Genomic DNA, 24695 nt, shown 5'->3' with positions numbered 1-24695 from the left:
GCCTCGCTTCTCGCGGGGCGAAGGAGAAAACATAACCTCGGTTTCGCAGCTTGAGATACAATGCCGGTCGGACGGGCCTCCTCGCATGGTGGCGCGGTCAACCTGGTCAGGTCGGGAACGAAGCAGCCACAACCGTTTTCCGCCAGTGCCGAGGGTCAGGCTCGTCCCCCTTCTTCTGTCCCAGCTGTTCAGTCCTAGCTGTTCAGTCCTAGCTGTTCAAGCGTCCTAGCTGTTCAAGCTCGCCGCCTGCAGGTTTCCCTGCAAACGCGTCTCAGACACCTTCCAAGCTTACTCTTCTTCAGAATAGCGATCCCTGCCCGCCTTGCACGACTGGCCGCAATGCCGACGCGTCGATCCATTCGCCTTCGGCCGTGGCCACGCCCGCTTCGATGCGCTTGCCCGGGAACATCGGCGTGATGGCCGCCACATAGCGCGCGAGCTGCGCGCCGTAGGCGGCGTGTTCCTGCGGTAGCAGGCGCAGCTTGTAATCCACGATCACCACGCGATCTTCGAACTCGACCAGTCGGTCGATCCGCAGCAGGCGGCCGCGCGCGTCGTAGAGTTCCACTTCGTTGCGGGCCGAGATGGCCTCGCCGGGAAACAGCAGTGGCCGCAGCGCGGGGGCCTTCAGCATCGCGGCGGCTTCCGATACGGCCAGCACGATCTGCTCCTGCCATTGTTCACGCGCGCCGGGCGCACCCGCGCCGCTTGCGGGAAACCAGCGCAGCACGGTCTCGGCATCGGGCACACTGCCGAATGCCTGCGGATAGCGCGTGATGCGTTCGAGCAGCGCGTGCACAAGCTCGCCGTGACGCGCGGCGGCGGCGTCGAACACGATGCCGTCGTCGTCCTCATCATCGTCGTCGAGGCCTGCCATCGCCGCTTCTTCGGCGGAGATCGACACCGTTGCATCGCGGAAGCGTTCGCGGAAATCGGTGTAGCGTACGCGTTCGTCGGCCGCAGCGGCCACATCGGCATCGGCGCGTGTTGTCGTCGCCGGATACGCATCCACTTCCTCGCCGACGCCCGCCGCGGCCAGCCGCACATACCAGCTGCCCGCGATCTCGGTATTGGCGCCTTCCTTGCTCTCCTTGCTGGCGCGGCCCTTTACGCCGCTGACGAGCAAGCCCTGCCGTGCGCGCGTCATTGCCACATACAGCAGGTTCCAGTTCTCGCGCTCGGCCAGCGCGGTCTCGGCGTCGAACATCGGCTGGCGCGCCAGGCCGCGCTCGGCGCGCTTGCCATAGGCCGAGAAATGCGCGGGTACGCGCGACGATGGCGGCCAATCGACGAGAATGCCGCCTCGATCAGGCGCGGGGTCGCTGTGGTTGGCGTCGAGCAGCACCACGAACGGCGCCTCCAGACCCTTGGCCGCATGCACGGTGAGGATATGCACGGCGTCGAGCTGGCTGTCGCCATCGGTTTCTGGCTCGGCTTCGCCCTCCTCCACCGACTCGCCCATGCCGCCTTCGTCGGGACTTTCGTCTTCATCGCCGCGGCGAATCTCCTGCAACTCGTCGATAAACTTCGGCAGGCTTGGATAGCGACCACCATCGAGGTCGAGCGACAGCTTCAGGAACGCATCGAGGTTGGCCAGCACCTGCTCGCGAATCGCGGTGGGTGCGGACTCCGCATAGCGCCGACGAATCTCGCCCTCGTGATAGATACGATCGATCAGATCGTGCACGGGCTTGTGCGGCGCGAGCGCCAGCCATGCGCGCAGGCGTGCCACGCCGCCGCGCACCGCGTCGGATGCTTCGGGCGGTATGCCGGTCGCCTCGATGCGCGCCCACCAGCCGCGTGTGGCTTCGGCACCGGCCAGCAGCAGCAGCAGGTCGTCATCGGACGCACCGACGATCGGGCTCTTGAGCACGTGCGCGAGGTCGAGGTCCGATTCGGGGGTCATCAGGAAGGCCAGCAGCGCCGAGATATCCAGTGCCTCGAGCGTGGCCAGCAGTCCGCCGCGGCGCGGGCTCAGGCATGGAATGCCGGCCTCGCGGAACGCGCGTTCGTAGTCGGCCAGATGTGTCTTGCGTCGGACCAGTAGCTGGATGTCGCGCCAGTTGGCGCGGCGCTCATTCGAACCGTCGCGGACTGGCACGGTGTCGCGGATGTGATGGAGCCACGCTGCCACGCGGCGGCCTTCCTCGAAGCGCAGCGAGTCGCCCTGCTGCGTACGTGGTTGGCGCAGCGTGTCGCGATGGGTGTTGGCTTCGGCCTGCGCAGTGTTGGCATCGTGATCCGATTCATTGCCATCGGCGGGACGATCAACATCATCTTCCTCCGGCGCCTCGACCAGCGGCAACTGCCACACCGGCCCGCCCGGTCCATCCAGCGCTGTGGTCTGGGTCTCGTACAGCGGATAACGCCCTTCCGCGCGGCCGGCATCGAACACCGCGTTGACCCAGTCGAGCACCTCGGGCCGATTGCGGCGCGTTCGGTTGGTGCGCAGCACAGTGGCGCCGAACTCGGCCTCGAGCATCGCGCTTGCGGTGCCAAACAGCCGCGCATCGGCGCGTCGGAAGCGATAGATCGACTGCTTCGGATCGCCCACCAGAAACACCGTCGGCCGCTCCGCCAGCCCCTGATATCCGGCCAGCCACCCCTGCAAAATGCGCCATTGCAGCGGATTGGTGTCCTGAAACTCATCGAGCAGCAAATGTCGGTAGCGCGCATCGAGCCGCACTTGCAGATAGGTCGCGGTTTCCTCGTCGGACATCAGCCGCGCAGCGAGCCACTCGAGGTCGGCGAAGTCCATCGCGCGCGCCTCGCTCTTGTACTGCTGATAGCGTTCGAGCAGCGCATCGCCGAGCGTGTACAGCGCGAGGTTGACCGCGAGCACCGCAGCCTCGCAACGGCGCGCGGCAATCTTGTCGAGCCGCGCGCAATGTTCGACATGGCTGGCGAGTACATCCTCCACTGCGCCCTCACCGCCGGCGGCCTTGACCAACGCGGCCGTGCGCCGTAGCGATCGCGGCTTGCCGGCCTGCGTGAAGAAGGCCGCGCGCAGACGCGCGAACGCATCGGCCGCGCTATCGCCGGGCAATCTCCCGGCGGCCTGCCATGCGCGAATCGCTTCGAGCCCGGCGCCGAGGGCGCTTGCATGGCCCTGCTCGGTCTTGCCGCCCGTGCCGAGCAGCGACGCCAGACGCTGGCAATCGTCGAGCCAGCTTTCGTCGCTCAAGGCCTCGACCAAGACGTCGGTCACCGCATCGTCGCCGAGGTCGGCCGCAAGCTTGGCTGCGGGATCGCCGCCCTCTCGCAAGGCCCACCATTCGCTGCGTGCGTGGAACATGCGATCGAGCAAGGCACGCGCCTGGAACTCGCCGATGGCATCGACCAGCTCCGCGTAGGCCGCGCGCAGATCCGCATACTGGGGCTGCGCCAGGCCGCGCCAGAACGGCGCCCAGGCCTCGCGCTTCATGCGCAGCGCGTCCTCACGCAGCATCGCGCCGGGCACAATGCCCGACGACAGCGGCGCGCCGCGCAACAGCGTGCCGAACCAGCCGTGGAACGTGTCGATCGCCATGCGACCGGGCGAAGCCAGCACTTGCGCATGCAGCTGACGCGCGCGTGGCAATGCCTCGCGCGCGGCGTCGGGCGACAGGCCGCGCATGGTCAGCGCTTCTATCACCGCGGTGTCGCTGCCACCGGCGAGTTCGGACAGCACTTCGAGCAAGCGTTCGCGCATTTCCTCGGCCGCCTTGCGCGTGAACGTGATGGCGAGGATTTCGTGCGGTTGCGCGCCGGCCAGCAGCAGGCGCACGAGTCGCGCCACCAATAGCCACGTCTTGCCGCTGCCCGCGCAGGCTTCCACCACAACGGAACGCAATGGGTCGCACGCGGCGCGGGTGAATTCGGTTTCGGCAACGGGTTGGCCGTCACGCAGATAAGCGTTTGCGGTCATGTCAGGTCACCGTCTGTCAGTTCAGGAACCGCGGTGGATTCCCAGAAACCCTTGCGGCACAGGCCGCGCGCTTCGCAATAGGTGCATGCCGAGGCATCGCCGAACGCCGCGAGCTTGGCGCCGCGCCGCAGGCGAATGACGTCCTGTCGCAACTGCGACGCGAGCCAGTGAACGGCGCCGTCGAAGTCCGGGAGGTCGACCTCGCGCTGCTGTCCCGCTGGGCCAGCCTTGTCGCCTTCCTTCACGCCTTCGAGCGCGACCCAGCTGCCCGCGTGCGCATCGGCGCGCAGCAGGCCATAGAACGGCAACTGGCAGTCCTCCTCGACGTCGTCGACCTTCTTGCGCAGGCGCAGCGCGCTTTGTGTCTTGTAGTCGAGCACCGCGCGGCTGCCGTCGGGGCCCACGTCGATGCGGTCGATGCGGCCGGCCAGCCGCAGCGGCACGCCGTCTTCCATCGCGATATCGACGCTGACGTCCACCTCGCCGCCCTGCCAGTACCAGCCCTCGGCCTCGCGCGCGGCCTGCCATTTCACGTAGGAGGGCAGCACCTCGCGCCAGCGCCAGTAGTAGCCGAGCGCATTGCCGTCGTCGCGGATCAGCGACTCGAACTCGTGCTCTGAGATTTCGCGCAGGCGCGCCAGGCGGCGTTCGGGGTCTCGCTCGTCGCGGTCGCGCATTTCCTGGTGGTAGCGATGCAATACGCGATGCAGCAGATTGCCGATATCGCGCTTCTCGAGGTCGTCGCTCATGTCCTCGAGGCCCGCGAGTCCGAGCATGCGGCCTGCGAAGAACTGATATGGGCAGCGACGCAGCATGTTGTACGCCGCCGCGCTCCAGCGTGCGGGCACGCGCTCCGGTGCCTTCGGCGCCGGCATACGGGCCGGGCGTGCTTCCGCCTCGAACAGTCGCGGCGCGGCATTGGCTTCGATCGGGGCGTCCGCGCGCCGGCAGCATGCGGAGAGCCGTTCGATCCAGCCGGATACGTGATGCGGCTCGCCGCGTGCGCCCACCTTCTGCCAGGTCAGCACGACGTCGTCGTTGTTGAGCAGCACCTCGGCGAGGTCGCGCGCCTGCTGGGCGAAGCGCGCCTCGCGGTCTTCGAGGTCCAGCTCGCGGCGCATCTGGTTCGAGAAGAACATCAGCTCTGCCGCGCTCGATGGCAGTTGCCCGTCGTCGCAACCGACCACCACCACACCGTCGAAGCGCCGCATGCGGGCGCCGTTGAGCGGCAGGATCGTGATGCGCGACGTGCTGGGCGCGGAGGGTTCCTTGTATGCGACCGATTCGAGAATCGCGGACAGCATCGCGCGGAATTCGTGCTGCGCGAGCGTGGCATGCGCGCCGGTTTCGTCGGCGGGCAGTTCGGCCAGCCGCGCGAGTGCATCGAGCATTTGCCGGCCCGCATCGTCGGCGGCGAGCGCCGTGCGCATCGACAACGCATCGAGCGTCGCGTCGAGCCGCGTCAGCCAGATCGCGAGCGGCTGCTGCGCATGCCCGCGCGGCCATGCCGCGGCTTCGTCGGCCAACTGCGCGATCATCGCCCGCGCCGCCGCGCGCGCTTCGCGCTCGGCGCGCTTTGCCGTGGCCGCATCGGGGTCGACGACGCTGCCGATCCCATCATCGATGCCGTCGTCGAGCTCGTCATCACGCGCCGCCAGCAGATGCCGCAGTCGCTGCCAGCCACCGGTAATCGTCTCGCGGCGGATTTGTCGCTCGATCAGCGCGATGGCCGCGCCGCGATGCGCGGCGTCGGGCAGGCAGAACGGGCTCTTGAGCAGGTCCAGCAGCGCGCCGGTGTCGCCGTCGCGGCCGAGTACGTCGAACCAGCGCATCAAGGCTGCGGCCGCGCGCGTCGTCGACAGCTTCCAGCCGGTCTCGTCGCGCACCGGCGCGCCCGCGCGTGCCAGCAACGCGCGCACGCGCCGCGCGACGATCCGGTCGTGCGCGACCAGCGCCACGTGCCGGCGGCCCTCGTTGAGCCACGCCACCAGCTGACCCGCGGCGGCAATCGCCTCGTCCTCGAAGCGCGCGCTGCCAATCACGCGCACGGCGGGACGCCGCGCCGGCAGCTGTTCGGGCAGCGAGCCATGGCCGGCGCCGGTTTCGCCGTCATCACCTTCCGGGGCGCGGCGGGCCTCGGGCCATAGCGCGAGCAGCGTGCCGTACCAGTCCGGCTCGGCCTCCTGCGCCTGCCCCGACCAGTCATAGCCGATCTCCAGCGTTGGCACCTGCTCGCCGGCGCGCGCGAGGAACACGGCCTCCAGCGGCACCGGCGGCGTTGGCGCGATCCAGATCACCGGACCGTCGATCATCGCGGCCAGTCGCTGCAGCGCGCGACGCCGCGCCGGCAACGGATCGTCGGGCCCCGACAACTGCTGCCAGAACGCCAGCACGATCTGCGCCTCCTGCCCCAGAAAACGCTCCGACAGATGCGCATAGGTCCGTTCCAACGCGCCCTGCAGCAGCTCGGCGCGATCGTCGCCGGGAATTTCGTCGTCGTCGCGCACCGCCGCATCCTCGAGCCAGCGCGCGCTCAGCTCGTCGCTGATCGACAGCAGCGTCTGCGCCAGCCCCCACGCGGCGGCCTCGGTCTGCGCGCCGAACGACTGCCGCAGCCAGTCCTGCGAGCGAATCGCCTGCTGCACCGACAGCAACCGCGCCGCATGACTGCGCACCGGTACCGGCTCGGTATCGAGATCGGGCGGCAGATCGAGCAGCCAGTGGCCGAGCGTCACCACCCGCGGCAGCAGCCGAGGCGTGCCCCGCGCGCGCGCGGCGGCATCGAGCGCGGCCCGCACGCCGGGAATCTGCGCGGCCGTAGGCACGACCACATGCGCGGCCGCCGCGAGCGGACCGCAGAGGTCGAGAAAGTGCCAGGTGGAGGCGGCGGCCTGCTCGAGGAAGGCGGGGCCGGGAGGAAACTGAAGCCGGGTCATGTCAAACAGCCGGCCCGCGGTGCACACGAGGGGTCGGCCAGAGGTCGGCGACCGGTCGTGCCACACCGCGGGCCGGTCGGAGTCGGGCGCGGAAGGTTGTGGAAGATGGGAAGTCCCGGGCGATGATCGCACGCCCGGGGAAGAACGCAAAGGTCGCGCTTCGGGGGATGGTACGTCAACTACCCGCCCTCGATGCTCCCCTGAACGCTCTCTTCAATGGTCGTGGCCTTCAATGGTCGTGGCCTTCAATTCGGGCGCGAATCTCACGCGCCGTCTCCATCAGGCCTTCATAGCCGGAGCGCGCATGTTCCGGCAGGTCGGGGTCACCAATCAGCGTGCCAAGCGTTTCCATCACGCTATATACCAGGCCTCTGGCCGCGCCGGTGGCGATGCTGTTGGATTCGACGGCGGTGTTCAGATGCTCGAGGGCGTCGCCAAGATGTGCCACGTCGGGCTTGTCTTCCACTGCTCGCTCGCGGGATTCGGGGGAGTCGGGAGTCATGTCAGGCAGCCTCGTCAGATGGTTACACAAGTGCATTCTAGAGCATGCTTGCCGCCCCATATTCAGGGAAATCCCTGCGGTCGCCAAACTGCCGTATCGCTGCAATGCGATTGGTCAAATCTCTTGAATCGATTAAAACAATGTTTCACAGGCGGGGCTCATTCGCGGCACAATTGGGGTGTGAGTGCCTTGCCCGGTGCGGGTTCCAGCGAGGGTCTTGAATTTGGACAAACTGATAACATATCGGTTTCGAGGATGGCTTCCGGTGGCTTAACTGCCCTCCGGCGAGTCCACGGAATCTCGTGTATGGTATCGAGCAGGCCAGATAGCCCGAACTCATCGCAGTTCCCGCCTTCAACATTATTTGAGCGAAACCTGAGGTTTTCCGCCATGAGCGAACAAATCAAGTATGTAAGCGACGCGTCGTTCGATGCCGACGTTCTCAAGTCTGACAAGCCCGTCCTGCTGGACTTCTGGGCCGAGTGGTGCGGTCCGTGCAAGATGATCGCCCCGATCCTCGACGAAGTCGCGCGCGACTACGGCGACAAGGTGCAGATCGCCAAGATCAATGTGGATGAGAACCAGCAAGTGCCGGCCAAGTTCGGCATCCGCGGCATCCCGACGCTGATCCTGTTCAAGAACGGTTCGGTCGCCGCCCAGAAGGTCGGCGCCCTGTCGAAGTCGCAGCTGACCGCGTTCCTCGACGGCAACCTGTAATTGGCCTGACCGGTCATTCGACCGAGGGTGCCCCCTCCTGACGAGGGGGCATCATACGAAGGCATGATTCCGCGTGCGTGCGCCAACTCTGGCGCGCCGGCAGGATTGTGCTAAGATGCCTCCAACAATTTCCCCGAGCGTTCGCTCATACCTCTCCCCTTTCCGCTTCGGTTCCGTTCCGGTTTCGCCTAGGTTTCGCCCCGCTTTCCTTTTTCGGGCACCTCATCCGGGCATCCAAGTGGCTTCCCCTACTGCCTTCTGTACCCCTCGTCTATGCACCTGACAGAACTCAAATCGCTTCACGTGTCTGCGCTTCTCGAAATGGCGGCAACGCTCGAGATCGACAACGCACAACGGATGCGCAAACAGGAACTGATGTTTGCGATCCTGAAGAAGCGCGCCAAGCTGGGCGAAACCATCTACGGCGATGGCACGCTGGAAGTTCTCCCCGACGGCTTCGGTTTCCTGCGCTCGCCGGAGACTTCGTACCTCGCCAGCACTGACGACATCTACATCAGCCCCTCGCAGATCCGCCGCTTCAATCTCCATACCGGCGACACGATCGAGGGCGAAGTCCGTACACCGAAGGACGGCGAGCGCTACTTCGCGCTGGTCAAGGTGGACAAGGTCAACGGGCAGCCGCCCGAAGCGGTGAAGAACCGCATCATGTTCGAGAACCTGACGCCGCTGCATCCGAACCGGCCGCTCCAGCTCGAACGCGACATCCGCGCCGAAGAGAACATCACCGGCCGCATCGTCGACATGATTGCGCCGATCGGCCGCGGCCAGCGCGCGCTGCTGGTGGCCTCGCCGAAGTCGGGCAAGACCGTGATGCTGCAGCACATCGCGCACGCGATCGCCAACAACCATCCGGAAGCGGATCTGTTCGTGCTGCTGATCGACGAACGCCCGGAAGAAGTGACCGAAATGATGCGCTCCGTGCGCGGCGAAGTGGTGGCGTCGACGTTCGACGAACCTGCAATCCGCCACGTGCAGGTGGCCGAAATGGTGATCGAGAAGGCCAAGCGCCTGGTCGAACTCAAGCGCGACGTGGTGATCCTGCTGGACTCGATCACGCGTCTCGCCCGCGCCTACAACACGGTGGTGCCAGCCTCGGGCAAGGTGCTGACCGGTGGTGTGGACGCCAACGCGCTGCAACGCCCGAAGCGTTTCTTCGGCGCTGCGCGTAACCTCGAGGAAGGCGGTTCGCTGACCATCATCGCCACCGCGCTGATCGAAACCGGCAGCCGCATGGACGACGTGATCTACGAAGAGTTCAAGGGCACGGGCAACATGGAAGTGCACCTCGAGCGCCGTCTGGCCGAGAAGCGCGTCTACCCCGCGATCAACCTGAACAAGTCGGGCACGCGCCGCGAGGAACTGCTGATCAAGCCGGAAATCCTCCAGAAGATCTGGATCCTGCGCAAGTTCATCTCGGATATGGACGAAGTGCAGGCGATGGAATTCATCCTGGACAAGATGAAGCCGACGAAGAACAACGCAGAGTTCTTCGACATGATGCGCCGCGGCGGCTGATCACGGACGAAACGCCCTTCGGGGCGTTTTTTCTTGAGACGAGGCTATGTTCGGTAAGCTCTCGCAATTCCTGCGCCGGCGCTCCCGCGCGCGCAAGCTCGAGCACTACGCGATTCCCGATGCGCTGTGGGCGCAGACGATCGCGTCGCTGCCGTTCGTCGCGCGTTACAGCGAGGACGATCGCGCCGCGCTACGCGAGCTGGCCACGCTGTTTATCGCCGACAAGGAATACTCCACCGCGCACGACCTGCCGCTGTCCGACGAGATGGTGGTCAGCGTCGCCGTGCAGGCCTGCGTGCCGATCCTGCGACTGGGCATGGCCTGGTATCGCGGCTGGCGCAGCATCGTGCTCTACCCTGGCGAGTTCCTGATCCGCAAGACTGTCGAGGACGAATACGGCCTCGTGCATGGCGTCGAGGAAGAAGCCAGCGGCGAAGCGTGGGAGCATGGCCCGGTCATCCTGTCGTGGCCCGATGTCAGCACGCCCGGCGCTGGGATGAGTGCTGACGGCGACCTCCCCGACACCTACAACGTGGTCATCCACGAGTTCGCCCACAAGCTAGATATGCTCGACGGCGAGGCCGACGGCGTGCCGCCGTTCTCGCGCGTGCTGCATCCGGACGTCGACGCCGAACGGTGGGCGGAAGACTTCCTGTCCGAGTACGACACGTTTGCCGATGCCTGCGACGCGGTGCCGGAACGGTCATGGGACCATCCCGAACGCCTCCCGCCACGGATGCGCGTCATTGACCCCTATGGCGCCGAGGCGCCGACGGAATTCTTCGCGGTGGCGTCGGAGTCATTTTTTGTCGAGCCCTACGGGCTGCGCCAGCACTGGCCCAACGTATACGAGGCGCTGGCTACGTTCTATCGGCAGGATCCCGGCAAAGCCATGCCATGAGCATTGCCCAGGGTCTTGTTTTTCTGTCATAATCCCGGTTTGCCCGTTATCGGCAAGTGGTTCGCTCGTCGTCATTCGACTGATCAGCGGACTGGCTACCCAACCAGAAAGGAAACACCATGAAAGAAGGCATTCACCCCAATTACCGCGAAGTTCTGTTCCACGACGTGTCGAACGACTTCAAGTTCGTGACGCGCTCGACGATCCAGACCCGCGACACGATCACGCACGAAGGCAAGGAATACCCCCTGGCCAAGATCGAAGTTTCGTCGGAATCGCACCCGTTCTACACCGGCACCCAGAAGATCATGGACACGGCCGGCCGCGTCGAGAAGTTCCGTCAGAAGTTCGGCAGCAAGCTCGCCAGCGTCAAGAAGTAATCGCTGCGAAGAGCACGCTCTTCCGAGCCATAGCCGCGCCAGCAGGGACAGATGCCCCGGCGGCGCGCAGCAGACAAAGAGGCAGCATCGGCTGCCTCTTTGCTTTTGGTCCTCCCTCCGCGATGAGTCCAGCGAAGTCCTCCTCCCCCGTTCAACTGACCGCCGCCAACACCGGTGCGCTGCCGCGCGTGCTGCTGCTCGCGATCTGCGTGGTGTATGGCCTGGTCGGCCTGTTCGGCCGTGACCCCTGGAAGAACGAGGATGCCGCGGGCTTCGGCGTGATGTGGCAGCTCGCCAGCGGTGGCACGCAGGACTGGCTGATGCCCAATATCGCCGGACGGCCGTTCGGTGAAGATGGCCCGCTGGTGTTCTGGGTCGGCGGGCTGATGATCAAGCTGTTCGGCGGTTGGCTCGGCGCGCCCGATGCGTCGCGACTGTCGACGCTGCTGTTCTACTTCGCGACCTGCGCGTTCGTCTGGTACGCGACGTATCTGCTGGGCCGCCGCGACGAGGTGCAGCCGTTCGCGTACGCGTTCGGTGGTCAGCCCGACGCGCGCGACTATGGCCGTGCGCTGGCCGATGGCGCGCTGCTGATCCTGCTTGCCTGCGTGGGGCTGGCGATGCGCGGCCATGAAACCACGCCGCAGGTCGGTCAGGTCAGCTTTATCGCGATGATGCTGTACGGCCTGGTGCGCAGCCTCGACAAGCCGGTACAGGGCAGCCTGTGGGTCGGCCTCGCGCTCGGCGCGCTGTGCCTGTCCAGCGGACCGATCCTGCCGATCGCGCTGTTCGTTGCCGCTATCGTCGCGGGTGCCGTGTGCAAGCCGGTGCCGCTGCGCAAGCTGCTGACGATCGGCCTGCCGCTGGCGCTGGCGATCGTCGGCGCATGGCTGGCGGCCACCTATTTTGGCGCGGCGGAACGCGATGAAGCCGTGTCGTTCATCCGCGAATGGACGCGTTACGACCGCCGCAACTATGGCGGCCCGTCGTCGCAAAGCCTCGGCTTTATCGCGCGCAATTTCTTCCTGTTCTCGTGGCCGGTGTGGCCGATCGCCGCGTGGGCGTGGTTCTCGTGGCGCGGCATGCGTCGTGCCGCCCATATCGCGCTGCCGCTCTCGCTGTTGCTACTGCTGTTCCTGTTGCTGGTGTCGCAACGCCAGGCCGGCGATGTGCAGTTCATCCTGCTGCTGCCGCCGATGGCTGTGCTGGCCGCGTTCGCGCTGCCCACCCTGACGCGCGGCGCGATCAACGCGATCGACTGGTTCGCGCTGCTGCTGTTCACGATCTTCGGCGGTACCGTGTGGTTCCTGTGGATCGCCAAGACCACGGGCTGGCCGCCGAAGATCGCCAACAACGTGTTCCGCCAACTGCCGGGCTTCCAGCATTCGTTCACGATCAGCGCGGTGATCTGCGCGCTGATCGTCACCGCCTGCTGGGTGCTCGTAGTGCGCTGGCGCCTGTCGCGCGCGCCCAAGCAGATCTGGCGCCCGGTCGTGATCTCGGCCGCCGGCACCACGTTGATGTGGGTCATCGCGATGACGCTGTGGCTGCCGTCGATCAACTATGGCAAGACCTATCGCGATGTCGCGCAGGCCGCGGCGCTCGCGCTGCCGCCGACCTACCAGTGCGTGCAGCCGATCCGCATGGGCAACGCGCAGCTCGCGTCGTTCGCGTACTTCGGCCATATCCGCTTTGGCGGGCCGAATGATGGTTGCGACATTCTGCTGCGTCACGACGCGGTGGACTATGGCGCGCCGAGCAATCTCTCGCACTACGAATGGCGCCTGATCTGGGAGGGCCGCCGCCCCGCCGATCGCGACGAGCGCTTCCGCATGTATCGTCTGGTCGAAGCGCCGCCGGTGGTGGCGCCTCCGCATCCGACGCGCCCACGCCGACTGCCGCGCCAGCCCTGACATGACCACCGCCATGCAGGACGTTCGCCGCATCGTGCACCTTGCGGCGCCGGTGCTCGTCGGGCAGCTGGCCTTGGTCTCCTTCGGCGTGATCGACACCGTGATGGCGGGCCGCGTATCCGCGGCCGACCTCGCCGCCGTCGGGCTTGCGAGCTCGATCTACGTCACGATCTATATCAGCCTGATGGGTGTGCTGCAGGCGCTCGCGCCGATCGCCGCGCAACTCTATGGCGCCAACCGGTTGGCCGAGATCGGCGTCGAGGTCCGACAGGCCACATGGCTCGGCGCGGCACTCGCAATCCCGGGCATCCTGCTACTCGCGTTTCCCGCCCCGCTGCTGCATTTCGCGCAGGCCTCGCCCGAACTCGTCGACAAGGCCTCGCACTATCTGCATCTGGTCGCCTTCGGCCTGCCCGCCGCGCTTGCGTTCCGCCTTTATCAGGCGCTCAACAACGCGTTGTCGCGGCCGATCATGGTCACCGCGCTGCAACTGCTCGGCCTGGCGCTGAAGGTGCCGCTCAACGCGTGGTTTATCCACGGTGGCATGGGCGTGCCGGCGATGGGCGGGCCCGGCTGCGCGCTCGCCTCGACGCTTATCAGCTACTGCTGGTTCGTGGTCGGCCTGCTGATTCTCCGCTTCGATCGCCGCTATGCCCCGCTCGGCATCTTCAGTACCTGCGAGGGTCCGCGCTGGGATCGCATCCGCGGCCTGCTGCGACTGGGGGTGCCGATGGGACTGACCTATCTGATCGAGATCACCTCGTTCACGCTGATGGCGGTGTTCATCACGCGGCTCGGGCTCGTCACGCTGGCCGGCCATCAGATCATCGCCAACCTCGGTGCGGTGGCCTATATGCTGCCGCTGTCGCTCGGCATTGCCACATCGACGCTGGCGGCCCAGTCGATCGGTGCGCACGACCGCGCCGCCGCGCGCCGCATCTCCTGGCGCGGCATCCGGCTGGCTGCGGGACTGGCGATGATCACGGGCACGCTGCTATGGTTCGCGCGCGAACCGCTGCTCCATCTCTATACGACCGACCCCGCCGTCATCGCCAAGGCGCTGCCGCTGATGGCGTTTATCGCCTGCTACCAGGCGTTCGACGCGGTACAGGTCATGAGCGCATTCATCCTGCGCGCGTACAAGATCGCCCTGATCCCGACATTGATCTACGCCACGTCGCTATGGGGCGTTGGCCTCGGCGGCGGGTATCTGCTGGGCTTTGGATTGATTCCGGGTGCACCGGCATTCACGCACGGCGCCGGTGGGTTCTGGCTGGCCAATAGTGTGAGCCTCGGCATTGCCGGCGCCCTGCTCGTGCAGTATTTCATGCGCGTGAGTCGCGACGACCGCTGATTATCTCGGCACCCGTGTGAATCATGTGCGGGCGTACGCGTAACCGGCGTGCAGGGATTATCTCCACACGTACGAGAAGGGACTCCGGCGATTATCTGGGAGGCGTTGTGGGAAGAGAATGCGGAAAAGAAAAAACCCGCTTGGAATTATCCAAGCGGGCTTAGTTTTGGCGGAGTGGACGGGACTCGAACCCGCGACCCCCGGCGTGACAGGCCGGTATTCTAACCAACTGAACTACCACTCCAATTTCGTCGGCGCCTCAAGCTATCGCTTGAGACGCCTGGCTGAACGTTTGGTTACGTTCTGCTATTTGGCGTCCCCTAGGGGATTCGAACCCCTGTACTCACCGTGAAAGGGTGATGTCCTAGGCCTCTAGACGAAGGGGACAGAAACTTGTTTTGCAACGAATTTTCTGTCTGACGCTGCGAAGTCCGCTATTCTAACTAACTTCGCTACGTTTGTGAAGTGTTTTTTTACTGCTTTAACACTTCAACGTATCTTGGTGGAGCTAAGCGGGATCGAACCGCTGACCTCTTGCATGCCATGCAAGCGCTCTCCCAGCTGAGCTATAGCCCCATAATACTGCAACCACCATTTACTGCAAATCGTACTGCAATCTGCATTTCGCTTCGTTCTCAACCTCTTTCGAAGCGAAGCCAAGATTATATAACAGTCTTGGTTTTTTGCAACCCCCTTTTTAACTTCGTTCGCTTTTTCTAGTTGCCCGCATTACTGCGTATAACAACCCGATAATCGCGAATCTCGGTCAGCTCGCTTTGTTTTTCAACCGCGCTGCAGGGAGAACGAGATTATGCTGAAGTCCCGGCCGGAGCGCAAGCCCCTGCCGAGACTTTTTTTCATGCTCAGAGGCCTGCGCGAATCCGGTTCAGCACGGTGTCGCGACCAAACAGTTCCAGCACCGCGTCGATCGACGGCGTCTGCAGCTGCCCCGCCACCAACAGGCGCACCGGCATCGCGAGCTTGGGCATCTTCAGGCCGAACTCGGCGAGCACGGCCTTGAACGTGGCGCCGATGGCCTCGCGCTTCCACTCGGGCAGCGCGGCCAGCTGCGTGGCCAGCGCGGTCAGCGCCGGGCGGATCTCGTCGGTCAGGTGCTCGGCCTTGAGCGCCGCATCCGGCTGCGGTTCGCCGCGATAGAACAGCAGCGCGGTCTGCGCGACTTCCTTGAGCGTGTTGGCGCGATCCTTGACCAGCGCGATCACGTCGGCGAGCGGCGCGCCCTGGACGGTGCCACCAAGCGCTTCGATGAATGGCTGCGTCAGTGTGGCCAGGCGCGCGTTGTCCCCCACCTTGATGTAGTGGTTGTTGAGCCAGGCCAGCTTCTCGGGGTTGTACTGCGCGGGCGATTTGCCGAGATGCTCGAGGTCGAACCATTCGACGAACTGCTCGCGCGAGAAAATCTCCGCGTCGCCGTGCGCCCAGCCCAGGCGGGCCAGGTAATTCAGCACGGCTTCGGGCAGATAGCCTTCATCGCGATAACCGGTGACGGGCATCGCGCCATGGCGCTTGCTCATCTTCTCGCCCTGCTCGTTCAGCACGGTCGGCAAATGCGCGTACACCGGCGGCGTGCCGCCGAGCGCGCGAATGATGTTGATCTGGCGCGGCGTGTTGTTGACGTGGTCGTCGCCACGGATCACATGCGTGATCTTCATGTCGAGATCGTCGATCACGACGCAGAAGTTGTAGGTCGGCGTGCCATCCGGACGCGCGATCACGAGGTCGTCGAGCTCGTCGTTCGAGATCTCGATGCGGCCCTTGACGCCGTCTTCCCACACCACGCTGCCACCAATCGGATTCTTGAAACGCACCACCGGCGTGACGCCAGCCGGCGGTTCCGGCAGAACCTTGCCCGCCTCCGGACGCCAGAAGCCGTTGTAGCGCGGCTTTTCGCCCGCGGCTCTCTGCGCTTCGCGCAGGGCGTCGAGTTCCTCGGTGCTCATATAGCAGTGATACGCCAGGCCGGCGTCGAGCATCTGCTTCACGACCTCGCGATACCGGTCCATGCGCTCCATCTGGTAGAACGGACCTTCGTCGATATCGAGGTCGAGCCAGGCCATGCCCTCCAGGATCACGTCCACGGCTTCCTGCGACGAGCGCTCGACATCGGTGTCCTCGATGCGGAGGATGAAGTCGCCCCGCATGCGGCGGGCAAATGCCCACGGGTAGAGCGCGGAGCGAATATTGCCGAGGTGGATAAAGCCGGTCGGGCTCGGTGCGAAGCGGGTGCGGACGCGTTGTGTCATGGGCTCGGGAAACAAAAAGGCCCGCGCGCGGATGCGCGCAGGCCGGATGCAATAGATGCCGCATTATAGCAACGGGCCTGCGGAATCATTTATGCTGCATGCGGTCTCAACCGGCAGCCTCTCGCCCACGCAGGGGCGCCACATGCGTACCAGTTGCACGCGCATCACTTTCGCTGGACAACTCCTCCCACATGAAACGACGCCATTTCCTGGGTGCCGCGCCTGCCGCGCTGCTGCTGGGCGCCTGCAGCTTCGGCCCCAAACCGGTCACGACGCCAGTGGCTACCACGCCGACGGTCACGACACCGCCCGTGCCACCCCGCCCGCTTCGCATCGGCCTGGCGCTGGGCGGCGGTGCCGCGCGTGGCTTTGCCCATATCGGCGTGATCAAGGCGTTGGAAGCGCAAGGCATTCACCCCGATATCGTCACCGGCACCAGTGCCGGTTCGGTGGTGGCGGCGCTGTATGCCTCGGGCATGGATGGCTTTGCGCTGAACAAGGTGGCGCTGTCCATGGACGAGGCGACCATCGCGGACTGGGCGCTGCCGTTCGGCACGCGCTTCGGCGGCTGGCTCAAGGGCGAGGCGCTGCAGAACTATGTGAACCGGCTCGTGAAGCAACGCCCGATCGAATCGATGAAGCTGCCGCTCGGCATCGTCGCCACCGATCTGCAGTCCGGCGAACGCATTCTGTTCCGGCGCGGCAATACCGGGCAGGCCGTGCGCGCGTCGAGCAGCGTGCCGGGCGTGTTCCAGCCGGTCGCGATTCAGGGACATGACTACGTCGATGGCGGGCTGGTGGAGCCGGTGCCGGTGGATGCCGCGCGCGAGATGGGCGCGGACTTCGTGATCGCGGTGAATATCTCGGCCGACCCGGCTTCGCAGAAAAACGGTGGGCAGAGCGGCGTACTGCTGCAGACCACGGCGATCATGGGGCAGTCGATCAACCGCATGGCGCTGGCGCGCGCGGACGTGGTGATTCGCCCGGACCTGCCGGATATGGCGGGCAGCGACTTTACCTCGCGCAACCGCGCGATTCTGGCCGGTGAGGTGGCTACGGCCGCCGTATTGACTTCGCTGCGCGACAAGCTTGCGCAGGCGCGTCAGCGGCCCGCCGGAGCTGTGGGTGCGGTCAGCACTGTGGTGGCGCAGTGAACGCGAGTCAGCCGTGCGTTTGTGAAATGACGACGGTTGTCATATAAGCTGACACGGCGTGTCACCCCTCGTTGGTGGGGTGACACCTTCTGTCAAGCTGACTGACGGAGTACCAAACGGAGCACCAAACAAAAAGGACTGCCGAGGCAGTCCTTTTTGTTTGCGTGGTAGCGATCTGACGATCAGCCACCCGAATCAGCCACCCGAATCAGCCACCATACAGCGAGCGGCCCTGAGCAGCCGGATCGAAGCGCTTGAGCGTCTCGACCATGTTGCCGATGCTCTCACCCGCGCCCTGCGCCGACTCGTCGATACGGCGTGCGCCGTTGTAACGCGTGACCCAGTAGCTCGCGCGCATGTCATCGACACGAATCTTGCTGCCAGTGGACGGTGCGTGCACGAACTTGTTGTCGCCGATATAGATACCGACGTGCGAGAACGTGTGGCGCATCGTATTGAAGAACACCAAGTCACCCGGGCGAAGGTCGTTGACCGCCACCGTCGTGCCTACCTGGCTCATTTCCACGGAGCGGCGCGGGAGCATGAAGCCGAAGGTGTCGTTGAACACGTAGCGGACGAAGCCGCTGCAGTCCAGGCCGGATTCGGGGCTGTTACCGCCGAAGCGATAACGCACGCCGATCAGGCCCAACGCGTTCATGACGAGGTCGCCAGCCTTGCTGGCCACCGTGCTGGTGGAGTTCATCATCGACGACAGCAAGCCACGCTTGCCTTCCACGTGCGAATCCGCGCTATCTACACGGTTTTCCACACGGGAGTCGGGATCCTTGAACACCGTATCCGCCAGCACACCATTCGACACAGTCGCACCGCAGGCAAAGGCAATTCCGATGGCAATACGCGCCAGGGAATGAAGTACCGTTCGCTGCATTGGTTCTCCTGATGAGTCGGACATGTCTGACCGGGATGTCGGACATCACCGGACAGGCTATAAACATCAGGGCGGTTCGTACGCAAGAAGCAGGCCATCGAGGCTTTACTCCCCCTGCAAGTACGGTCTGGTCACTTTCCGGTATCAAGTTGTTACCAACTGGTTACCGTTTGCACCATCGCCGTGCGTCGCGACTCATTGTTGGTCACGTATGCAACGGACGAACCACCCCCGAAATAAGGTATCGCGGGATCTTAAAGGCTATCCCGTTGATCTGTCAAAGATCGTTACAAACTTCGTCGATTTACTATGCGAATCAATGAGCTAGCGTGAAAAACGCATCTTCTTTCTCGTTGACCGCATAAAAAACGCGTGCTGAAGGCACGCGTTTTGGGATGCTGCGACGCACATCATTCAACTGGCACCGAGCGCGGCAGCGGCCATCAGCTTGCGCGTATATGGATGTTGCGGCGCGCCGAGTACCGACTCGGTCTCCCCCGCCTCGACCACCTCGCCGTTTTTCATGACCAGCACCCGGTGCGCCATCGCGCGGATAACGGCCAGGTCATGACTGATGAACAGATAACTGAGGTTGTACTTGTGCTGAAGCTGGGACAGCAGTGCGAGCACCTGCTGCTGGATGGAGACATCCAGCGCCGAGGTGGGCTCGTCGAGCACGAGTACCTGCGGCTTGAGGATCAGCACGCGCGCGATCGCGATACGCTGGCGCTGGCCGCCCGAGAACTCGTGCGGATAGCGGCCCAGCGCGGTGCGGTCCAGCCCGACCTCGCGCAGGGCTTCGATCACGCGCTCGCGCATGGCTTCGCGCGACAGCCCGGGCTGATGCAGCGCCAGCCCTTCGCCGACGATCTGTTCGATCGTCATGCGCGGCGCCAGCGAGCCGAACGGATCCTGGAACACCACCTGCATGCGCGACCGCAGCGAACTGCGCTTCTTGCGCGTGCACTGATGCAGGTCGCTGCCGAGGAAGTCGATGGTCCCGGCGCTCTTGTTCTGCAGGGCCAGCACGGTATGCGCGAGCGTGGTCTTGCCGGAGCCGGACTCGCCCACGATGCCGATGGTCTCGCCCTCGCGCAGCTCGAAGCCGACGTCCTTGACCGCGGGGAACTGATCCTTGACGAACCAGCCCGCGATGCCGGGCTTCTTGCGCGCGTAATTGACGGACAGGCCACGCACGTTGAGCAGCACCGGCGCCAGCGGCACCAGCGGCAACACCTCGCGCTTCGGACGGCTGTCGATCAGCTTGCGCGTGTACGGGTGCTGCGGATTGGAGAAGACCTGAGCGGTCTCGCCAGTCTCGACCAGCACGCCCTTCTCCATCACGCCCACGCGCTGCGCGAACGCGCGCACGAGGTTGAGGTCGTGGGTGATCAGCATGACCGCCATGCCGTATTCGGCCTGGAGGTCGCGCAGCAATTCGAGGATCTGCACGCGGATGGTCACGTCGAGCGCCGTGGTGGGCTCGTCGGCCAGCAGCAGCTTGGGCCGGCACGCGAGCGCCATGGCAATCATCGCGCGCTGGCGCTGGCCGCCCGATAACTGGTGCGGAAAGCTGTTGAAGCGGTTGGCCGCGTCGCTGATGCCGGTGCGCTCGAGCAGCGCGATGGCGCGGTCGCGCGCGGCGCGGCGGTCGAGGCCTTCGTGCAGCGCCAGCGTCTCCACGATCTGGTTGCCGATCGTATAGAGCGGGTTCAGCGCGGTCATCGGCTCCTGGAAGATCATCGCGATCTCGGAGCCGCGGATGCCGCGCATCTCGCGGTCCGAGACGTCGAGCAGGTCGCGCCCCTCGAAGCGGATCGCGCCCTCGTAGTGCGCGTCCTCGACCAGGCGCAGCATTGCCAGCGCGGTGACGGTCTTGCCTGAGCCGGATTCGCCGACCAGCGCGTAGCGCTCGCCCGCGCGCAGGTCGAAGCTGACATCGCGCACGGCGCGCGTGGCGTGGTCGCCGTGACCGAACGTCACCGACAGGTTTTCCACGCACATCAGCCTGGTGCCCGGGGCCGGCGCGGCCACGGGTTCCGCGATGGCGCCGGGCTGTGCGCCCGGTTGCTGGAATGGTGCGGCGAGGCTCATGACACCACCTCCGCCGTCGGTGCGGCCCCGGCCGGCACCTTGGGCTTGACGCGGCCGCGCTGCTGGGCCAGCCCCATGCGCGTATCGAACGCATCGCGCAGCGCATCGCCCATGAACGTCAGCAGCAGCAGCGTAATGACGAGCACCGCGAACGTCGAGACGGAGATCCACCACGCATCGAGGTTGGCCTTGCCCTGCGCGAGCAATTCGCCAAGGCTTGGCGTGGTCGGCGGCACGCCGAGACCGAGGAAGTCGAGGCTGGTCAGCGCGAGAATCGCGCCACTCATGCGGAACGGCAGGAAGGTGATGACCGGCGTAAGGCTGTTGGGCAGGATATGGCGCCACATGATCTGCGCATTGGAGAGCCCCAGCGCGCGCGCGGCCTTGACGTAGTCGAGCGAGCGGTTGCGATAGAACTCGGCGCGCACGTAGTCGGACAAACCCATCCAGCCGAACAGCGACAGCAGGATGATCAGCAGGCTCAGGCTCGGCTCGAAGATCGACGCGAAGATGATCAGCAGGTACAGCTCCGGCATGGAGCTCCAGACCTCGATCGCCCGCTGCGACATCAGGTCGAAGCGGCCGCCGAAGAAGCCCATCAGCGCGCCCGTCAGCGTGCCGATCAGCACGCCCAGGATGGTCAGCGCCAGCCCGAACAGCACCGATACGCGGAAGCCGTACAGCAGCCGCGCCAGCACGTCGCGGCCGCGGTCGTCGGTGCCGAGCCAGTTATCGGACGAAGGCGGGGCCGGGTTCGGCTCCTTGGCGAAGTAGTTGAGCGTGTCGTACGAGTAGCGGTTCGGCGGGAACACCGCGAAGTTGCCATGCGTGGTGATGCGCTCGCGGATAAACGGATCGAGATAGTCGGTGCGCGTCGGGAAATCACCATCGAACGTGGTTTCCGGGTACACCTTGATGATCGGGAAGTAAAACTCGCCTTTGTAGCGCACCACGAGCGGCCGGTCGCTCGACAGTACCTCGGCGGCCATGCTGAACACGAACAACAGCACGAACAGGATCAGGCTCCAGTAGCCGAGCCGGTTGTGGCGGAAGCGCTGCCACGCGCGCTGGCGTGGCGACATCGAGTGTGGCAGCGAATGTGGGAGCGCGCCAGGCGCGTGGACGGTCATCGGGGCATCCCTTCGAAATGGATGCGGGGATCCACCAGTACGTAGCAGACATCGGAGATGAGCCGCGTGACCAGGCCGATCAGCGTGAACAGGTACAGCGTACCGAGCACAACCGGATAGTCGCGGCGCAGCACCGCTTCATAGGACAGCAGGCCCAGGCCGTCGAGCGAGAACAGCGTCTCGATCAGCAGCGAACCCGTGAAGAATGCGCCGATGAACGCGGCCGGGAATCCGGTGACGAGCGGGATCAGCGCGTTGCGGAATACGTGCTTCCACAGCACGCGGCGCTCGGCCAGGCCCTTGGCGCGCGCGGTCAGCACATACTGCTTGCGGATTTCCTCGAGAAACGCGTTCTTGGTGAGCATCGTGACCACCGCGAAACTGCCCACGACCGAGGCCGTGATCGGCAGCACCAGATGCCACAGGTAGTCCATGACCTTGCCCATCATCGACATCTGCTCCCAGTTGTCGGAGGTCAGGCCGCGCAGCGGGAACCACTGCACGAACGTGCCGCCGCCGAACAGCACCAGCAGCAGCACGCCGAGCACGAAGCCCGGAATGGCATAGCCGACCAGCACGATCAGGCTGCTGATGACGTCGAAGCGGCTGCCCGCGCGAATTGCCTTGGAGATACCAAGCGGCACCGAGATCAGGTAACTGAGGAAGAAGGTCCACAAACCCAGGCTGATCGACACCGGCAGCTTGGATTTCACGAGCTCCCACACGCTGCGGTGCTGGAAGTAGCTTTGGCCGAGGTCGAAGCTCGCGAAGCGCTTGAGCATCAGGAAATAGCGCTCGACCGGCGGCTTGTCGAAGCCGTAGAGCGCCTGGATCTCCTTGATCTTCTCGGGATCCACGCCGCGGCGGCCGCGATATTCGGCGCCGCCACCGCTGGCTTCGCCGGCGCCGCCGCGCCCTTTCATTTCCATCATCATCTGCTCGACGGGGCCGCCGGGCACGAACTGGATCACGATGAACGTGAGCGTGATGACACCGATCAGCGTCGGGATCATCAGCAGAATACGTTTGAGAAGATAGGCGATCATGGCCGTCGTCGATTGCGCTGCGCGCTTATTGCATGGCTCACTGCGGCAGCCACTATTGCGTGGCCTGCTGCAGATCGTTGCGCCACCAGTTACTCAGGACCCAGCCCTCAGCCGTGTAGTAGTACGGCAGTTGCTTCGGATACGCCAGGCTCTTGCGATACGAGACCCGATGCGACGCACTGTACCAGTTTGGCACGATGTAGTACCCGTGCATGAGGACACGGTCGAGCGCGCGGCCCGCGGTAATCAGCTCGCCACGCGACTCCGCGTGCAGCACCGCATCCACGAGCTTGTCCACCGCCGGCGACTTGAGGCCGAACAGGTTGTCGGAACCCGGCATGGCGGCCGCTTCGGACGAAAAACGGTCGCGCAGCTCGTTGCCGGGGCTCTGCGAGTCCGGGAAGCGGATCGACACCATGTCGAAATCGAAGTCCTCGAGCCGCTTCTGGTAGAGCGCGAAGTCGGTGGTGCGCTGGTGCACCTCGATGCCGAGCGTCTGCAGGTTGCGCACGTAGGTCGTGATCACCCGGCTCATGGCGCCGCCGTCGTCGAGAAACTCGAACACGAGTGCGTCGCCCTTGGCGTTGCGCAGCGCACCATCGGAGTAGGTCCAGCCGGCGGCGGCGAGCAGGCGGCGCGCCTCGCGCAGGTTGTCTCGCAGCGAACGCGGCGCATTCGTGGTGGGCTGCACGACCTCCGGGCCGAAAACCTCGGGCGGCAGTTCGGCGCGCAGCGGTTCCAGCAGCTTCATTTCGCCGGGGCCCGGCCTGCCGTCATAGGTGGCGCTCGCCGCCAGTTCGCTGTTGGAAAACCAGCTATCGAGCCGCTTGTACGCACCATAGAACAACTGGCGGTTCAGGTATTCGAAGTCCATGGCGAGAATCAGCGCCTTGCGCACGTTCACGTCCTGGAAGACCGGCTTGCGCATGTTCATGACGAAGCCCTGCATGCCGGCGCCGTTGCGGTGCGGAAACTCGGTCTTGATCAGGTCGCCATCGCGGAAGCGCGGGCCGTCGTAGCTCTTGGCCCAGTTCTTGGCGCGGTATTCGACGATGGCGTCGAATTCGCCGGCCTTGAACGCTTCCAGCCGCGCGGTTTCGTCCTTGTAGAGCCGGTACACCACGCGCGCGAAGTTGAAGGTGCCGCGCCGTACCGCGAGATCCTTGCCCCAGTAGGCCGGATTGCGCTTGAACGTGATGCCGCGGCCGGCATCGTAGCGCTCGATCACGTACGGGCCGCTGGCGATGGGTTCTTCGAACGTAAGCTTTTCGAAAGGAACCTTGGCGGTCCATTTCTTCGAGAACACCGGCAGCGAGCCGACGATCAGCGGCAACTCGCCGTTGCGCTGCTTGAAGTCGAAGCGAATGGTGCGTTCGCCGGTGACCACCACCGCCTTCACATCCATGCACATGCTGCGGTAGCCGGGGCTGGCCCACTTGCCCATCAGCATGTCATAAGAATATTTGACGTCTGAGGCGAGCACCGGGTCGCCATTGGCGAAACGCGCCTCGGGGCGGATGCGGAAGGTGACGGACATTTCGTCCGGCGCGACGGCGATATCCTCCGCCAGCAGGCCATAGGCGCTGGCGGTTTCATCGGCGCTGCTGATCAGCAGCGACTCGAACATCAGCGCGTTCAGGCCCGGCGCGGACGTGCCCTTGAGCGTGAACGGGTTGAACTTGTCGAAGCTCGTGCGCCGGTCAGGGTTGGCCAGCGTCAGCGTGCCGCCCTGCGGGGCGTTGATATTGACGTAGTCGAATTGCTTGAAATCGGCCGGATACTTGAGATCGCCGTGCAGCGCAAAGCCATGCGCCGCATAACCCGATAGGGGAAAACCCGAGGCCAGCACCAGCATAAGTGCCAGCCCCCACTGCAGTACCGCGTCACGACGGAAATACTGCCTTGCCGCCTGGAGCGGCCAACGTGCGCGAATCAGCATCCCGATGCAGACCTCCAAGAATATCCGAACGAC

16 protein-coding genes, 3 tRNA genes and 1 other RNA gene are annotated in these 24695 nt (G+C 64.9%); 8 read left to right on the top strand and 12 right to left on the bottom strand.

Annotated elements, in window-relative coordinates; translation table 11 throughout:
• Positions 1 to 70: 70 nt before the first annotated feature.
• An RNA gene (ffs, locus tag LDO41_RS01985) (signal recognition particle sRNA small type) lies at positions 71 to 169 on the top strand.
• A 129-nt stretch (positions 170 to 298) separates the two neighbouring features.
• On the opposite strand, the gene LDO41_RS01980 is transcribed toward ffs, so the two are convergent.
• The 3 genes from LDO41_RS01980 to LDO41_RS01970 all read right to left on the bottom strand — a co-directional run bounded on the left by LDO41_RS01980 (position 299) and on the right by LDO41_RS01970 (position 7345).
• Positions 299 to 3907 (bottom strand): UvrD-helicase domain-containing protein, encoded by a 3609-nt coding sequence (locus LDO41_RS01980; RefSeq protein WP_223981182.1) that lies wholly within the window; start codon positions 3905 to 3907, stop codon positions 299 to 301.
• On the bottom strand, positions 3904 to 6843 hold the full coding sequence (locus LDO41_RS01975) for a PD-(D/E)XK nuclease family protein (protein WP_223981180.1): 2940 nt from the start codon (positions 6841 to 6843) through the stop codon (positions 3904 to 3906). The genes LDO41_RS01980 and LDO41_RS01975 overlap by 4 nt, the downstream gene beginning before the upstream one ends.
• 229 nt (positions 6844 to 7072) lie before the next feature.
• A complete protein-coding gene (locus LDO41_RS01970) occupies positions 7073 to 7345 on the bottom strand; it encodes a hypothetical protein (protein ID WP_223981178.1) in 273 nt (90 codons plus the stop codon).
• A 390-nt stretch (positions 7346 to 7735) separates the two neighbouring features.
• Between LDO41_RS01970 and trxA the strand changes: the two genes are divergently transcribed.
• From trxA to LDO41_RS01940, 6 genes are all read left to right on the top strand, one after another.
• On the top strand, positions 7736 to 8062 hold the full coding sequence (trxA, locus tag LDO41_RS01965; RefSeq protein WP_109580699.1) for a thioredoxin TrxA: 327 nt from the start codon (positions 7736 to 7738) through the stop codon (positions 8060 to 8062).
• Between the two features lie 273 nt (positions 8063 to 8335).
• On the top strand, positions 8336 to 9598 hold the full coding sequence (gene rho / locus LDO41_RS01960) for a transcription termination factor Rho (RefSeq protein WP_223981176.1): 1263 nt from the start codon (positions 8336 to 8338) through the stop codon (positions 9596 to 9598).
• A gap of 46 nt (positions 9599 to 9644) precedes the next feature.
• Positions 9645 to 10499, top strand: a complete 855-nt coding sequence (locus LDO41_RS01955; protein ID WP_223981174.1) for a M90 family metallopeptidase — start codon at positions 9645 to 9647, stop codon at positions 10497 to 10499.
• A gap of 119 nt (positions 10500 to 10618) precedes the next feature.
• On the top strand, positions 10619 to 10879 hold the full coding sequence (locus LDO41_RS01950) for a type B 50S ribosomal protein L31 (RefSeq protein ID WP_223981171.1): 261 nt from the start codon (positions 10619 to 10621) through the stop codon (positions 10877 to 10879).
• Between the two features lie 122 nt (positions 10880 to 11001).
• On the top strand, positions 11002 to 12792 hold the full coding sequence (locus tag LDO41_RS01945; RefSeq protein ID WP_223981168.1) for an ArnT family glycosyltransferase: 1791 nt from the start codon (positions 11002 to 11004) through the stop codon (positions 12790 to 12792).
• A gap of 1 nt (position 12793) precedes the next feature.
• Complete coding sequence (locus LDO41_RS01940) at positions 12794 to 14146, top strand: MATE family efflux transporter (protein WP_223981165.1); 1353 nt, start codon at positions 12794 to 12796, stop codon at positions 14144 to 14146.
• 167 nt (positions 14147 to 14313) lie between these two features.
• Here the strand turns inward: LDO41_RS01940 and LDO41_RS01935 are convergent.
• The 4 genes from LDO41_RS01935 to gltX all read right to left on the bottom strand — a co-directional run bounded on the left by LDO41_RS01935 (position 14314) and on the right by gltX (position 16410).
• Positions 14314 to 14390, bottom strand: a tRNA-Asp gene (locus tag LDO41_RS01935).
• Between the two features lie 67 nt (positions 14391 to 14457).
• Positions 14458 to 14533 (bottom strand) — tRNA-Glu (locus LDO41_RS01930).
• A gap of 113 nt (positions 14534 to 14646) precedes the next feature.
• Positions 14647 to 14722 (bottom strand) — tRNA-Ala (locus LDO41_RS01925).
• Between the two features lie 287 nt (positions 14723 to 15009).
• Entirely contained in the window at positions 15010 to 16410 is a 1401-nt protein-coding gene (gene gltX, locus LDO41_RS01920) for a glutamate--tRNA ligase (RefSeq protein WP_223981161.1), read from the bottom strand.
• 191 nt (positions 16411 to 16601) lie between these two features.
• On the opposite strand from gltX, the gene LDO41_RS01915 reads away from it, so the two are divergent.
• Complete coding sequence (locus LDO41_RS01915) at positions 16602 to 17564, top strand: patatin-like phospholipase family protein (protein ID WP_223981157.1); 963 nt, start codon at positions 16602 to 16604, stop codon at positions 17562 to 17564.
• A 208-nt stretch (positions 17565 to 17772) separates the two neighbouring features.
• On the opposite strand, the gene LDO41_RS01910 is transcribed toward LDO41_RS01915, so the two are convergent.
• The 5 genes from LDO41_RS01910 to LDO41_RS01890 all read right to left on the bottom strand — a co-directional run bounded on the left by LDO41_RS01910 (position 17773) and on the right by LDO41_RS01890 (position 24662).
• On the bottom strand, positions 17773 to 18453 hold the full coding sequence (locus LDO41_RS01910; protein WP_223981154.1) for a C40 family peptidase: 681 nt from the start codon (positions 18451 to 18453) through the stop codon (positions 17773 to 17775).
• A 414-nt stretch (positions 18454 to 18867) separates the two neighbouring features.
• Positions 18868 to 20457: an ABC transporter ATP-binding protein gene (locus tag LDO41_RS01905; protein WP_223982322.1), complete on the bottom strand. Its 1590-nt coding sequence runs from the start codon at positions 20455 to 20457 to the stop codon at positions 18868 to 18870.
• An 86-nt stretch (positions 20458 to 20543) separates the two neighbouring features.
• Entirely contained in the window at positions 20544 to 21677 is a 1134-nt protein-coding gene (locus LDO41_RS01900; protein WP_223981152.1) for an ABC transporter permease, read from the bottom strand.
• Entirely contained in the window at positions 21674 to 22723 is a 1050-nt protein-coding gene (locus tag LDO41_RS01895; RefSeq protein WP_223981149.1) for a microcin C ABC transporter permease YejB, read from the bottom strand. Before LDO41_RS01895 ends, LDO41_RS01900 begins: the two co-directional genes overlap by 4 nt.
• Before the next feature lie 52 nt (positions 22724 to 22775).
• Positions 22776 to 24662 (bottom strand): extracellular solute-binding protein, encoded by a 1887-nt coding sequence (locus LDO41_RS01890; RefSeq protein WP_223981147.1) that lies wholly within the window; start codon positions 24660 to 24662, stop codon positions 22776 to 22778.
• Positions 24663 to 24695: the final 33 nt, after the last annotated feature.

It is taken from the genome of Cupriavidus pampae (genome assembly GCF_914271485.1).
GTDB lineage: Bacteria > Pseudomonadota > Gammaproteobacteria > Burkholderiales > Burkholderiaceae > Cupriavidus > Cupriavidus pampae.
Note: the sequence above shows the minus strand (reverse complement) of the source record. Positions and strands in the feature narration are given on the sequence as shown.

Coding starts and splice junctions, on each gene's coding strand:
- LDO41_RS01980 (WP_223981182.1), bottom strand. CDS start 3,907: ATGACCGCAAACGCTTATCTGCGTGACGGCCAACCCGTTGCCGAAACC.
- LDO41_RS01970 (WP_223981178.1), bottom strand. CDS start 7,345: ATGACTCCCGACTCCCCCGAATCCCGCGAGCGAGCAGTGGAAGACAAG.
- LDO41_RS01895 (WP_223981149.1), bottom strand. CDS start 22,723: ATGATCGCCTATCTTCTCAAACGTATTCTGCTGATGATCCCGACGCTG.
- LDO41_RS01915 (WP_223981157.1), top strand. CDS start 16,602: ATGAAACGACGCCATTTCCTGGGTGCCGCGCCTGCCGCGCTGCTGCTG.
- LDO41_RS01890 (WP_223981147.1), bottom strand. CDS start 24,662: ATGCTGATTCGCGCACGTTGGCCGCTCCAGGCGGCAAGGCAGTATTTC.
- LDO41_RS01975 (WP_223981180.1), bottom strand. CDS start 6,843: ATGACCCGGCTTCAGTTTCCTCCCGGCCCCGCCTTCCTCGAGCAGGCC.
- trxA (WP_109580699.1), top strand. CDS start 7,736: ATGAGCGAACAAATCAAGTATGTAAGCGACGCGTCGTTCGATGCCGAC.
- LDO41_RS01950 (WP_223981171.1), top strand. CDS start 10,619: ATGAAAGAAGGCATTCACCCCAATTACCGCGAAGTTCTGTTCCACGAC.
- LDO41_RS01900 (WP_223981152.1), bottom strand. CDS start 21,677: ATGACCGTCCACGCGCCTGGCGCGCTCCCACATTCGCTGCCACACTCG.
- rho (WP_223981176.1), top strand. CDS start 8,336: ATGCACCTGACAGAACTCAAATCGCTTCACGTGTCTGCGCTTCTCGAA.
- LDO41_RS01905 (WP_223982322.1), bottom strand. CDS start 20,457: ATGTGCGTGGAAAACCTGTCGGTGACGTTCGGTCACGGCGACCACGCC.
- gltX (WP_223981161.1), bottom strand. CDS start 16,410: ATGACACAACGCGTCCGCACCCGCTTCGCACCGAGCCCGACCGGCTTT.
- LDO41_RS01945 (WP_223981168.1), top strand. CDS start 11,002: ATGAGTCCAGCGAAGTCCTCCTCCCCCGTTCAACTGACCGCCGCCAAC.
- LDO41_RS01940 (WP_223981165.1), top strand. CDS start 12,794: ATGACCACCGCCATGCAGGACGTTCGCCGCATCGTGCACCTTGCGGCG.
- LDO41_RS01955 (WP_223981174.1), top strand. CDS start 9,645: ATGTTCGGTAAGCTCTCGCAATTCCTGCGCCGGCGCTCCCGCGCGCGC.
- LDO41_RS01910 (WP_223981154.1), bottom strand. CDS start 18,453: ATGCAGCGAACGGTACTTCATTCCCTGGCGCGTATTGCCATCGGAATT.